Origin of the sequence: Mesorhizobium sp. M0478, from assembly GCF_040321305.1 — a bacterium.
Lineage (GTDB): Bacteria > Pseudomonadota > Alphaproteobacteria > Rhizobiales > Rhizobiaceae > Mesorhizobium.
In genome coordinates this window covers 445,986-457,549 of record NZ_JAMYRH010000005.1, presented here as the reverse complement: position 1 = coordinate 457,549, position 11,564 = coordinate 445,986, and the positions used below count along the sequence as shown (strand labels likewise).

The following is an 11,564-nucleotide window of genomic DNA, read 5'->3' as shown; positions in this document are numbered from 1 at the left end:
TGATGCCAGTCTCTCGCCAAACCATCGCCGGTCCTCCGGCGGACAAGAAAACTGTCACCCATGCTATCGGTCCATTCTGTTACCTATCTATCCGGTTCGGACACCGGCACCTTCTCCCCGTATAGCGACGGGGAGAAGGGAGATGGCCGCAACATCGGCGCTCTTGGCAACGCTGGCAATTGGGGAAATCAGTAGGCGACAGCGTCCTTCTCCCCGTCACTATACGGGGAGAAGTGCCCGGCAGGGCGATGAGGGGCGGCGCCGACATCGATAATAGTTCAACACAAGTTGAACCTTTCTGAATTGCACCTATGTGTTCCCGTATCTAGGTTCCGCCGACTTTTCCGCCATCAGTCTCGCGCCGTCGCGCAAGTCGTTTTCGCCCCGCCAAACCCAAGGAATTTCCCGCATGACCGAATACACCCCGCCGAAAGTCTGGAGCTGGAAGAAAGCCAATGGCGGTACGTTCGCCAGCATCAACCGGCCTATTGCCGGTCCGACGCATGACAAGGTGCTGCCGGTCGGCAAGCATCCGCTGCAGCTCTATTCGCTGGCGACGCCGAATGGGGTCAAAGTGACTGTCATGCTGGAGGAGCTTCTGGCGCTCGGCCACAAGGGCGCCGAATACGACGCCTGGCTGATCCGCATCAACGATGGCGACCAGTTCGGCTCGGGCTTTGTCGAGGTCAACCCCAACTCCAAGATCCCGGCGCTGCTCGACCGCAGCGGCAAGACGCCTGTCCGCGTCTTCGAGTCCGGCTCGATCCTGCTTTATCTCGCGGAAAAGTTCGGCGAGTTCCTGCCGACCGAACAGCCGGCGCGCGCGGAAACCTTGTCCTGGCTGTTCTGGCAGATGGGTTCGGCGCCCTATCTCGGCGGCGGCTTCGGCCATTTCTACGCCTATGCGCCCGAAAAAATCGAATACGCCATCGACCGCTTCGCCATGGAGACCAAGCGCCAGTTCGACGTGCTCGACCGGCGGCTGGCGGAGACCGAATACCTCGGCGGCGCCTTCTATTCGATCGCCGACATGGCGGTATGGCCCTGGTATGGCGGCCTGGCGCTCGGCCGCATGTACAATGATTCCGCCGAGTTCCTGTCGGTGCAGGACTACGAGCACGTACAACGCTGGGCCAAGGCGATCGACGCCCGCCCGACCGTGCAACGCGGCCGCATGGTCAACCGCGCCTTCGGCGACCCCGCCATGCAACTGCACGAGCGCCACGACGCCAGCGATTTCGAGACGAAGACGCAGGACAAATTGGTGGTGGCGGAGTGACTTTTTTACCCTCCCCCTTGTGGGGAGGGTCGATCCGCAAAGCGGATCGGGGTGGGGGTCGGCGCCAAGCACCCCCACCCGACCTTCGGTCGACCTCCCCACAAGGGGGAGGTAGGGCGCCTAGCCCTTCATCAATTTCGCCAGCCTCGGCACGCCCTCACCCACGGCGCGTTCATCTGCGAGCGTAAAGCTCATCCGCATCGTGTTGCGGCCCGAACCGTCGGCGTAGAATGCGTTGCCCGGCACGAAGGCGACGCGGGCTTCCTTGACCGAGCGGGCGAGCAGTGCCGTGGCGTCCGCACCTTCGGGCAGCGTCAGCCAAACGAACATGCCGCCTTCCGGTCGGCTCCAGCTGACGCCATCCGGCATTTCCGCTTCGAGTGCCGCAAGCAAGCCGTCGCGGCGCTGGCGATAGGCGCCGATCAGCTTTTCCACCTGGCCGTCATACACGGCCTCGGAGACGCGGTGCATGACCAGCTGGTTGATCGACGGGCTGTGCAGGTCCGACGCCTGCTTCATCAGCACCAGCCGCTCGACGACGCGGCGCGGCGCGCAGACCCAGCCGACGCGCATGCCCGGTGACAGGATTTTCGAGAACGAGCCGCAATAGAGCGTGCGGGCGTTTTCGATGCCGCCGGAGCGTTCGCAGTCGAGCGCCAGGATCGGCGGCTGGCCCTCGCCGTCATAGCGCAGCGCGCGATAGGCGGCGTCCTCGATGATAGCAATGTCGAGCTCGTCGGCGAGGTCAAGCACCGCCTCGCGCTGCTGGCGATTCAGCGTCTCGCCGGTCGGGTTGTCGAAATCGGGCACGAGATAGGCGAATTTCACCTTGCCGCCTGCAGCGGCAGCAGCGGCCTGGTAGGCGGCAGGCGTCATGTTGCCGCCGTCCGGCGTCAGCCGGTCGTAGCGCGGTTCGTAGGCGTTGAAGGCCTGCAGCGCGCCGAGATAGGTCGGCCATGTTACCAGTGCTGTGTCGCCGGGCGACAGGAAAAGCTTGCCGAGATAATCCAGCGCCTGCTGCGAGCCGGAGGTGATGAAGATGTTGTGCTCGTCGCAGGCAATGCCGAGCTTGCCCATCTGGCCGGCCAGCCATTTTCTGAGCGGCAGATAGCCTTCGGAGACCTGATACTGAAGTGCTGCGCTCGCCTCCGCACCGCCCAGCACCGAGGCATAGGCATCGGCGATCGCCTGGGCCGGAAACAAGGCCGGATCGGGGATGCCGCCGGCAAAGGAGATGATGTCGGGCTGGTCGAGCAGTTTGAGCAGCTCGCGGATTTCCGACGCCTTCATGCGCGAGGCGCGCGACGCCAACAGGTCCATCAAACTCACGAGCCCACCTCCCGGGATACGGCATCTGGTCCAGCATGACCGTTCTGGCCATGCGATTTAGGTCAATCTGACTGACCTATTATCAGGCTCCCTCACCCGCTGGAATAGCCAAACCCTCATTCCGCGTGGCCCAGACGAAAAAGCAAACACATTTCTGCCCTGGACAGGGAAAATTGTTGCGCGCCGAGGGGCGCGGATGCAACCTCATTCCGAGCGGACCGGCATAAAAAGAAAAGCGGTCTCAACAAGGGGGGTTAAAATGACGCTTGAGCTCATCGGGGCCGGATTCGGCCGCACCGGCACATGGTCGACCTTTGCCGCGCTGAACAGGCTGGGCCTTCCCAGCTATCACATGCAGGAAGTCATCCTCAACAAGGCCAACAAGGGCCATCTCGACTTCTGGCGCAAGGTGGCCAACAGCCCGCCCGGCAGCCAGCACGACTGGACCAGAGTCTTTGCCAATTACAAGGCGACGGTCGACAATCCGGGATGCTGCGTGTGGCGCGAATTGATGGCCGCCTATCCCGACGCCAAGGTGCTGCTCACCCTGCATCCGCGCGGCGCCGAGGCCTGGTACGACAGCACCATCGACACCATCCACTTCACCGAGACATTGTGGCAGTTCAAGGTGCTGGAATGGCTGACGCCGTTCGGCCGCAAATTCGGGGACATGTCGCACAGGCTGATCTGGGGCCGCACGCTTGCCGGCGTGATGGACGACCGCGCCAAGGCGGTGGCGCGCTACAACGCCTATACCGAGGAGGTGATAGCGGCCGTGAGCCGGAGAAGCTTCTGGTGTTCAAGGTCAGCGATGGCTGGGCGCCGCTCTGCGGCTTCCTCGGCGTGGCGCTGCCCAACGAGCCTTTCCCCAACCTCAACGACCGCGAAAGCGTGAAGAAGATCATCCGCGACATCATCAAGGGCAGCTACATCATGCTGGGGCTGTCGGTGGCGGCGGTGCTTGCGGCGGTCGCGGCGCTGTGGTGGTGGCTGGGGTAGCCGCCGGACCGTCAGAATATTGCTACTTGCGCGTGATCCAGCCGAGCAGATCCGGCTCGACGTCTTCGTGGTCGGTCAGGTCGCGAACCAGGGAGGCGGCGAGCGCGCGCCACCGCTTTTCCGGGACATTGTCTTCCATCACCGATTTGATGAAGGCGGCGCGCAGGATGGCGCAATCGAAGGCGGATACATCGAAAAGCAGTTCTGCCATTTCGGTTTTCCCCGTTCACATCGGGCGCGCGAGCCTGTCGAAGTCTCAGGCGCCAGCGCCCCATACAATGGTCGACGACAGCGGATTCATACTCTTGCCGAACCAAGGTTCAACACAATTCGATTGTACGGTTTTTACCAAGCGATTGCGGTTCGTTGCCCGCTTTTGCGCCGATGCTAGATTTGCCGGGCGGCCTCTCCCCAGATGGCCGCAAATGGCCGGCGCGGCTCTGGCAACATGCTTTCACCGGCATTCGCGTCGGCCATTTCCAGCCCGTGCCAGGCTCAGCCCAGCAGCCGTTCGTATTCGGCCTCGGCCTGGCCGTAGAAGCCGTCGGCGACGGCGATCAGGCCATCCCGGTCGCGGATGACGATCTCGCCGCGCCGCGACCGGATCAGGCCGCGCCCTTCCAGGATCTGCAGGCCGATGGTGACGCCCGGACGCCTGACGCCGAGCATGACGGACAGGAACTCATGCGTGATCTGGATCTGATGGCCGACCACCCTGTCGTCACACATCAGGAGCCATCTGGCCAGCCGATCCTCGAGCTTGGCGCGGGCATTGCTCAGCGCCGTGGATTTGGTCTGGCCGTGCAGATAATGGGCATAGCGCAGCAGGAAGGCGCGAAGCGTCGGGCTTTTCTGCAACGCTGCCTTGAACGGCTCGGAACCGATGCACACCGCCTCGCCCGGCATCTGCATGTAGCAGTCATGGGGCGCCCAGTCGGCGCCCATCACCAAAGCGGAGCCCGACATGCCTTCGTGGCCGATGATGCCGACCTCGGTGTCCAGGCCCGGCCGGTTCCTCGCCACCACCGAGGCCAGGCCGCTTTCCAGGAAGCAGACCGAGGCGACCGGCTCGCCCGCCATTTCGAGCGGGGCCTTGAGATCGAGCACACGATGGTGCAAATGCGGCGCAAGCAGTGCGAAGTCGGCCGGGTTCATGCGGCGCAAGAGGCCGCTTTTCTCCTTGCTGACCGACTGGTCCATCGCTCTCTCCCGTCAAGGGCAAGAGCACATGTCATCTCCCAGCCGTCGGCGCCCTGCCCAAATGCAAACGGTCATTGGACGATAGCTGACTCGGATTCAGCCATTGTACTTCGTACAAAACCGACAAATCAGGGGCGACGCCCCATCAATCAATCCAGCAGCTTTTTCCTGGATCAGCGCTTCGGGCGGTCAGCCGCAACCATGCGCGCTTCGCGCACGATGGACGAGCGATCGTTGCCGATCAGCGATGCGATCTCTTGTATCTGCTGCTCGGAGGCCCCGGTTTCCCGCGCCAAGGCCGCGAGCGTCTCGGCGCTCAGACCGGACTGTCTCGGTTGCTCCGCCATGGCTCCAATGCCTCCTGTCGGGGCAGGAGTGCGATGGTCGCTCCCAAGCGTCAGCGCCCATTGATGTGGCCGACGATGCTGCACTGTACGCTTCCGAACAATCGATGGCGAGCGATATATTAGCGACGCTGGATGCGGCCCTAGAACGGCAGCCTTATCTCATCGATCGACCTCGACTCCGTCCAGCCAATGTCCTTCTGGATCTCCGTCGGCAGCGCATTCAGTGCGCGGACGGTCTTCCTGTGCTTGCTGGCGCGCGCCAGGGCAGCGCGAATTCTGCTGAGACTTTCAAACATCGGTTACCTCCATGCAGCAGCAGAGCGCTGCCTCGGCCCGCTCTTGCACGGCCTCTGTAACCGATCGATTGCGCGACAACGGTGAAGCGCTTCACAAACCGATGCCGGCCAGAAACATTTGTATACAAATTAGTTGCGCTCCCGCGGTGGCGTGATCCGACCTATGGCAGGGCGATCGCATATGGCGCTCCCTCGGGTTCGGCGACCCACCTTTCCTTCGTCGGCGCAAGGCGATCACATATGAGTTCTTACGAAGAGGACCCCCACCCTAACCCTCCACAAGGGGGAGGGAACGCTGCCGCAAGCCACCCTTTCTGGCGTGGAACCTAGGCGATTTGCGGCGATCAGCGCCTACCAAGTCTCCTCCCCCTTGTGGGGAGGGATTAAGGGTGGGGGTATTCGTAGAGCGGAAACCTGTCATATGCGATTGCCCCGCTCCGCGGAGGGAGAGGAAATGCCAATCACCGAGGTCGCGGCCTTGATGGGCTTGGGTTTCCTCTCCCCATGCACATGGGGAAGGTGGCCGCGGCGGACGGAGTGGGGCTGGCGCCCGCCTTATGCGATTGCCCTGCCCTCCTCCGCACCATCGCCCGCATCCTCGTCCGCCCGCTCGGCTATGGACGAATCCCATCATGCGCAATAAGGATGGGGTCTGCCGTGGCGCTTTCGCGCCGAGGCAGGCGACGTTCGATCAATGACGCTGCGCCGGGCGCCTTTGACGCCGCCCCGCAAAAGTGTCGACACCGGGGGATCTGGTCATGACCGACAACAAGCCGACCGTAGACGTTACCAAGGACTGGCAGGCGACGCAGGGCCAGAAGTCCGGGGCCACGCGGCTGCGCCTGTTCGCCGTGCTGTCGTGGGTCATCGCCATTGGCGGCGAGATCGCCGGGATCGTACTGCTCTACAAGCACAAGTTCGACCAGGGCAACCTGCCGCTGCTGATTGGCATCCTGGTCGGGATCGCGATCTTCGCCATCGCCGGCAGCCTGCTCTGGAAGGCGGCCAACCGGAAGGACCCGGCCCGCGAATCCGACACGTTCCGGTTCTTCGTCCAGAACCAGCTCGGCGCGATCATCACCCTGATTGCCTTCCTGCCGCTGGTTATCTTGATCCTCAACGACAAGAACATGGACCCGAAGAGCAAGAAGGTGGCCGGCGGCATCGGCGCCGTGCTGGCCGTGCTGGCGACGCTGATCGGGGTCAGCTACCAGCCGCCATCGGTCGAGCAGTACACGCAGGACATGAACTCGTGCGCGGAACAGATCAAGGCGGGGCAGCCGACGACGGCCTGCTCGCCCGAAGTCGCCGCCCAGGCGCAGGCGATCGCCACCGACTCCACCACGGTGGCCGCGGCGACGAAGGACGCGGCGCACCCCAATGGCCAGGATATCGTCTACTGGATCGCGCCGGAAAACGGCGCCGCCAAGTCCGACACCGAGCATGTCTTCCACCTCTGCGCAGCGGTCAGCCCGCTGAAGGACAAGACCGTCAACAGCGGCTCGGTAACGCAAGCCTACGCCCAGAACGCCATCCGCATCACGAAGCAGATCGAGATGGAACAGAAGCAGTGCGGGTTTACGGCTGCGCCGTGAATGAGGCTGCGGGCTGGCGTGGCCGATTGGGTGCGCCAAACTGGTGGTCCACATCATAGTTGTCCGTCAGTGGCGTGCGGTCCCTCGTGGCGCGAAGGCTTACATGGCGGGACTAGACGCAACGTAAGCGGCTGGGGCACGCCAAATCCCTGGCAGGGGCACGACGAAAATTGAATGTCGCATTTGGGCCGCTTCCTGCCTGTCCGGTTTCGGGTGGTAGCATTCGGAAAGCGGACACACTCGTTGACTGGCGCGACAGCTAAATCCCGTTTGCCGGACACGGCGAGGATGCCGAGGGCCTCTCGGATATCGATGTGATGAAGCCTTTCGCGTTCGTGTCGACAGGATTCAATGGATCTCGGCCGGCGGTGACAACCAGGGCGCACAACATGGCCATCGTGCGGAACTCCCGTCGCCAGTTATGTCGCCGAGCCGATGCGCCCCACGCCCGCCCTCTAGACCGAGGACAGCCCCGAGACCAAGACACGGAAGGCCGTACCCAACCCGCGGAATGAGAGTCTGATCAACCGTCGTCTCTGAGCTCCACCCCCAGCCCTGTGCAGCTTCAGCCGATCCGACTGCATGGCAAACCTGCCAAGCAGGCGAGCCTTCTTGCCTTCAACCTTTGACAGGGAACATGAGAGACTAGTCGTTCAGCTTTCCGCCACGGTGTCCCATCGTCATCTTGGATGCGTACATCGTCGGTGAACGCTTGCCTGGAAGGTTCGCCTCGAGGACGATCTGTTCGACAAAGCCCTGGTTCATCTCCAACTCCACGCATTCGTTGAGCTTATCGACGAGCCAAACCGCGTAGCCTTCAGGTTCCTTGGCGTCAAATTCCGAATCGTCCGCCGGAATCTTGGGTTCCGGAAACGCCGGGATGATCATTATCTTGGGCTTTGGCAAATCGTAGGTATGTCCCTCATAGGCATAACCGACAATTATCCCGCACGATGTTTTCTGTTCTGGAGATGATCCGAGCATGAAGGTACTGCCTACCGTTGAAAGGACCGCAGCGCCAAAATTCTTCAGGTCGATCTTGAAATGGTAGGAGACTCTGATTGGTATTTTTGGAAATGGGATATTTCCATTTATTATATCTTGGCGGCCTTTGTTGCTGTCATACTTCTTCAATACTTCAAGTGCGTTGACATGTTGCTCGTCGGTGATAGGTTCCCCAGGCGCGGTTTCGACATACATGCCGGTGTCACCAAAGGGTGCTGGCGCACCGGGCACGCTGAGTCCAATTTCCGCCCCCAAGCCATAGAGCCTAACCTGTGTTGCGTTGTAAGCGCCTGACGGAAAGGTTAGTGTCGGTCGGTGATAGTCGTCGCTCATTTTCCTCGCTCCTTTTTGCTGCATCCTTCAGTTCACAAGATCTCCCGCCAGCTGAAATTCTCATCGAATTTTTCCGCGAGCATCGGCGCGACGCGATCGCTGGAGTCCACCACCAACGCCGCGGCCTTTTCGAACGACAGGTCGTCCGCATCGAGGCGTGGCCATGCCTGAGCAAGTGCGAGAGCCACCTCGTCCCTTGCTCTGATCAGCATGCTCTTGAACATGAAGGGCCGAGCGCGGAAGGCGCGGGACGTGAAATCCGAAATGCGCTGCATGTCGGATTGGTCGACATCCTTGATATCGATCCCCAGCAGCCGCTCGTCGGCCAACCCCTCGTGCACCAGTGCCGCGTGGTAGACGTGGACGATCGTGTCGAACACAGCCCCCGTGAATGGCCGTGACCTGTCATGGATTTCCGCCGTCACCTCCGACATGCGGCGTGCGTTGCTGGCGAGGCGGATCTGCCGATCGCCAGTCAGCTCGGCAATCCGGTTCAACTCATTGAGAACAAGCAGGTTGCCATTGCAGTGCCGCAGCAGCCGGTCCATGCCGCTGTCGAAATTCAGGAAGGACAAGAGCGAGACCAGATCCGAGCTGGCTTCGTGGAACGGTCCGAAATCGCCTTGAGTCAGGCCGCCAGTTGGTGTCCCGAACAGCGAAAACAAGATTGCGTGGCCGACCTCATGTGCGATCACATCGAAGTTGAGCGCATAGGGATAGTTGCCTCCGTCGATGCCGCGCTCTCGGCCGAGTTCCAGATAGCCATAGCCCGATTGCGCATTCTCCCAGTCGACGAAGGGGATGATTTCGAGCCGCTCGAACGTCTCGGCGAAATACCAGACAATCGGTTTGCCGAGGTAGCTTTCCCAGATGTCCAGCACGCGGCTGACCGAGGCGAAAGCGTGCGCAGAAAGGAACTGCCGCGAGGTCAAGGAAAGCTGATCGAAATGGCCGTCAAAGCCAGCCTGTGCAGGTGGAAAGGTTTCGCCGACAAACGGTGGCAGATAAGGGTAGTCGTAAGGCTCCTTGTCGAGGAGCGGATCGCGAACGTAGATGCGGTGATCTTCCGGGCCGGAGCGGATCAGATCGGGTGGAGTAGAAATCCATACTGTTTCGGGTGTTCCGTAACCCGAAAGGTGAGGGACCTGCGGGTAGACCAGGAACCGCGTACCCAGCACACCTTGCGCAACGGCACGATCGACCGCGTCCAATTGCTTGGCCCCCTCTGACGATGCCACGCTATCACGGTGCTTACGTTACGTAAATCGTCGGCCGCCAAGAGGTCAGGGCCTATAGCGCCAGCCCCGCATCATCCATATCCTTGGAGAAGGCCGTGGTTAGCTGTAATTCCGGCACGGGGTATGCTTTTTCAAATGCTTGCTCTCGCAAAAGTTCGAGTGCCCGCAGGGCATCTTGCTTTTTTTGCTGGACGAAAGCGGCGCCGAGCTCCCTGCACAATTTCTCGACGTCGTCCTTGCCGTCGTGCGCATCCCAGACCATCCGTGCCAGGGTGCGATCGCGAAAATTGACGGCCTGTGCCGCACCCTCGAGCCTCGCCTGCTGTTCGGGTGAAATCACGCCGCGCCGGCAAGCAGCACGAAGGGTCCGGCGCAGGTCAATCAGCGCATGCGTCAATTGAGCGAAATTCACCTCGGCCGGTCCATGCAATACCGCTACTGCGTCGTCGGGTGCAAAGGCGCAGCGGCGATACCATCGGTAGATAAGCCCGACGCCTTGCATATGGGGGAACAGCTCGGCTGCTCGAAGGGCACCCATGCTGGCCGCGCCGACGACATGAATGCCGCGGCTGAGGGCCCACAGGATTTCCTTGTGCCGAACCGCCGGCTCGGTCTGAAAACCGCCATCTATGAGAAGGATCGCACTCGGGTCGAAATGCTGCACGGCCGAAACGATCGAGCCTTGCACGGCCGGGGGAAGGCATACCGCATCGACGACCTTCAACGCGTCGGAATGGGACACGGTAGGGCCAGTGAAGACGAGTTTCGGGCGCATAATCCCTACCCCTGCAAGAGCGGCTGCAAGGCAGGGATGACAATCCTGACAACCGACAGGGCGTCGAACGGTTTCGTTCCCACCCGGATTAGGTGAACCGCATCGAACCCTCTCTCTTCGAGAATTGCCAAGAGGACCGACAGCCCGTCCGACGCCGTGTTGAACTTCTGCTCGGCGAACGCGCCGAAATCCACGCTGCGCGGGCCGTCGCGGAGGAGCCGGCGATGCGCTGCAATCACCTGCCGATCGGGGTATTTCGGATAGGACGCGCGCGTCAGGTCATCGCGCGCGCCCGAGATCGCCGCCAGACGGGCCTGGGCCGCTTCGTAGATGGCGTGCACCGCCGCGCCGGCGGGACTGAAACCGGCAGCCGAGCCATCAGCCGGATGATCCAAAAGGACCGTTTCTGTCGGTTCGTCTTCCAGCAGATGGCACCACACCACCGGTATGCCCAACGGCGACAAAGCTTGCCAAAGGCCAACCAGCACGTTCTTGGCCGCCAAAGTTTCCAGGAGATCGCGGAGCGACGGATCATCGATCGTCTCGGGATCGATGCGTTGACGGTGGAAAAACCCGTGGGTCCGGTATGCCGTGGCGATCGCGTCGCGTTCGATGCATTCAAGCATGCCATGAACGATGGCATCCGGCTCCGCGAAGCCTGCTGCCAAACCGCTCGTCGATGCCGCGAAAATGCCGTCATGGGGCAGCGACGGCAACACATAGGCGGTGTGCACGAGCTCGAACGGGACCAGGTCGCGGCTGCCGGTAAGAAGATTGTCTGCGGCTACCCACGCGGTCTCCCTGCCGCGCCATCCCGGCGCGGTGCCCCCTTGGAGATACCTTTCGAAACGATCTGGCGGGATGCCCAATTGATCGGCGCAGCCGACGACTGGTTCGAAATTCGCCACCTGCTCTGCAAAGAAGCTCTCGGCCGATTCCAGCATGGCCGATATCCCGGCTTGCACCAGGGTGGCGCCCTTGCCTTGCGCGACCGCGTTGGAGAGCGAGAAAGGTCTTGTCACCTGCACGACCGGGATGCCGAGCTGGTCGAGCCCGGTGATGTCGGCGATCCGCGTGATGCCCAGGCCTTCGCGCATCTTCATCAGCCTCGCCAGCGCCTCGTCGGGCGGCGGACCAAGGCGTTGATATCGCTCCAGCATCGCGGATG

At 61.9% G+C, this 11,564-nt stretch carries 11 protein-coding genes and 1 pseudogene; 3 read left to right on the top strand and 9 right to left on the bottom strand.

Annotated elements, in window-relative coordinates:
* Positions 1-409: 409 nt before the first annotated feature.
* Entirely contained in the window at positions 410-1,279 is an 870-nt protein-coding gene (yghU, locus tag NKI64_RS15890; RefSeq protein ID WP_027048808.1) for a glutathione-dependent disulfide-bond oxidoreductase, read from the top strand.
* 120 nt (positions 1,280-1,399) lie between these two features.
* Here yghU and NKI64_RS15885 read toward each other — a convergent pair whose 3' ends face one another.
* Positions 1,400-2,599, bottom strand: coding sequence for an aminotransferase-like domain-containing protein (locus NKI64_RS15885; protein ID WP_352668676.1), 1,200 nt, complete (start codon positions 2,597-2,599; stop codon positions 1,400-1,402).
* Between the two features lie 205 nt (positions 2,600-2,804).
* Between NKI64_RS15885 and NKI64_RS15880 the strand changes: the two are divergent.
* A pseudogene (locus tag NKI64_RS15880) lies at positions 2,805-3,439 on the top strand (sulfotransferase family protein); the annotation flags it as partial.
* Between the two features lie 190 nt (positions 3,440-3,629).
* Here NKI64_RS15880 and NKI64_RS15875 read toward each other — a convergent pair.
* The 4 genes from NKI64_RS15875 to NKI64_RS15860 all read right to left on the bottom strand — a co-directional run bounded on the left by NKI64_RS15875 (position 3,630) and on the right by NKI64_RS15860 (position 5,450).
* Positions 3,630-3,818 carry a hypothetical protein gene (locus NKI64_RS15875; protein ID WP_023671412.1) on the bottom strand — a complete coding sequence of 63 codons (189 nt, stop codon included), beginning with the start codon at positions 3,816-3,818 and terminating at the stop codon, positions 3,630-3,632.
* Positions 3,819-4,102: 284 nt separating this feature from the next.
* Positions 4,103-4,807 carry a Crp/Fnr family transcriptional regulator gene (locus NKI64_RS15870; RefSeq protein ID WP_023749898.1) on the bottom strand — a complete coding sequence of 235 codons (705 nt, stop codon included), beginning with the start codon at positions 4,805-4,807 and terminating at the stop codon, positions 4,103-4,105.
* A 173-nt stretch (positions 4,808-4,980) separates the two neighbouring features.
* Positions 4,981-5,154 (bottom strand): hypothetical protein, encoded by a 174-nt coding sequence (locus NKI64_RS15865; RefSeq protein WP_023671410.1) that lies wholly within the window; start codon positions 5,152-5,154, stop codon positions 4,981-4,983.
* Between the two features lie 140 nt (positions 5,155-5,294).
* On the bottom strand, positions 5,295-5,450 hold the full coding sequence (locus tag NKI64_RS15860) for a DUF1127 domain-containing protein (RefSeq protein ID WP_023671409.1): 156 nt from the start codon (positions 5,448-5,450) through the stop codon (positions 5,295-5,297).
* Positions 5,451-6,208: 758 nt separating this feature from the next.
* Here NKI64_RS15860 and NKI64_RS15855 point away from each other — a divergent pair.
* The gene (locus NKI64_RS15855) at positions 6,209-7,045 is read left to right on the top strand and encodes an SLC5/6 family protein (protein ID WP_352668656.1); all 837 of its coding nucleotides are present in this window, start codon (positions 6,209-6,211) and stop codon (positions 7,043-7,045) included.
* Between the two features lie 645 nt (positions 7,046-7,690).
* On the opposite strand, the gene NKI64_RS15850 is transcribed toward NKI64_RS15855, so the two are convergent.
* The 4 genes from NKI64_RS15850 to NKI64_RS15835 all read right to left on the bottom strand — a co-directional run bounded on the left by NKI64_RS15850 (position 7,691) and on the right by NKI64_RS15835 (position 11,556).
* Positions 7,691-8,383, bottom strand: coding sequence for a hypothetical protein (locus NKI64_RS15850; RefSeq protein WP_155923581.1), 693 nt, complete (start codon positions 8,381-8,383; stop codon positions 7,691-7,693).
* Between the two features lie 32 nt (positions 8,384-8,415).
* Entirely contained in the window at positions 8,416-9,594 is a 1,179-nt protein-coding gene (locus NKI64_RS15845; protein WP_023689836.1) for a gluzincin family metallopeptidase, read from the bottom strand.
* A gap of 79 nt (positions 9,595-9,673) precedes the next feature.
* Positions 9,674-10,396, bottom strand: a complete 723-nt coding sequence (locus NKI64_RS15840) for a TfuA-like protein (protein WP_352668654.1) — start codon at positions 10,394-10,396, stop codon at positions 9,674-9,676.
* Between the two features lie 5 nt (positions 10,397-10,401).
* Positions 10,402-11,556 (bottom strand): YcaO-like family protein, encoded by a 1,155-nt coding sequence (locus NKI64_RS15835; RefSeq protein WP_023689834.1) that lies wholly within the window; start codon positions 11,554-11,556, stop codon positions 10,402-10,404.
* Positions 11,557-11,564: the final 8 nt, after the last annotated feature.

What these genes read in the sequence shown, in the direction of transcription:
- yghU (WP_027048808.1), top strand. Translation starts at nt 410, where the DNA reads ATGACCGAATACACCCCGCCGAAAGTCTGGAGCTGGAAGAAAGCCAAT.
- NKI64_RS15885 (WP_352668676.1), bottom strand. Translation starts at nt 2,599, where the DNA reads ATGGACCTGTTGGCGTCGCGCGCCTCGCGCATGAAGGCGTCGGAAATC.
- NKI64_RS15875 (WP_023671412.1), bottom strand. Translation starts at nt 3,818, where the DNA reads ATGGCAGAACTGCTTTTCGATGTATCCGCCTTCGATTGCGCCATCCTG.
- NKI64_RS15870 (WP_023749898.1), bottom strand. Translation starts at nt 4,807, where the DNA reads ATGGACCAGTCGGTCAGCAAGGAGAAAAGCGGCCTCTTGCGCCGCATG.
- NKI64_RS15865 (WP_023671410.1), bottom strand. Translation starts at nt 5,154, where the DNA reads ATGGCGGAGCAACCGAGACAGTCCGGTCTGAGCGCCGAGACGCTCGCG.
- NKI64_RS15860 (WP_023671409.1), bottom strand. Translation starts at nt 5,450, where the DNA reads ATGTTTGAAAGTCTCAGCAGAATTCGCGCTGCCCTGGCGCGCGCCAGC.
- NKI64_RS15855 (WP_352668656.1), top strand. Translation starts at nt 6,209, where the DNA reads ATGACCGACAACAAGCCGACCGTAGACGTTACCAAGGACTGGCAGGCG.
- NKI64_RS15850 (WP_155923581.1), bottom strand. Translation starts at nt 8,383, where the DNA reads ATGAGCGACGACTATCACCGACCGACACTAACCTTTCCGTCAGGCGCT.
- NKI64_RS15840 (WP_352668654.1), bottom strand. Translation starts at nt 10,396, where the DNA reads ATGCGCCCGAAACTCGTCTTCACTGGCCCTACCGTGTCCCATTCCGAC.
- NKI64_RS15835 (WP_023689834.1), bottom strand. Translation starts at nt 11,556, where the DNA reads ATGCTGGAGCGATATCAACGCCTTGGTCCGCCGCCCGACGAGGCGCTG.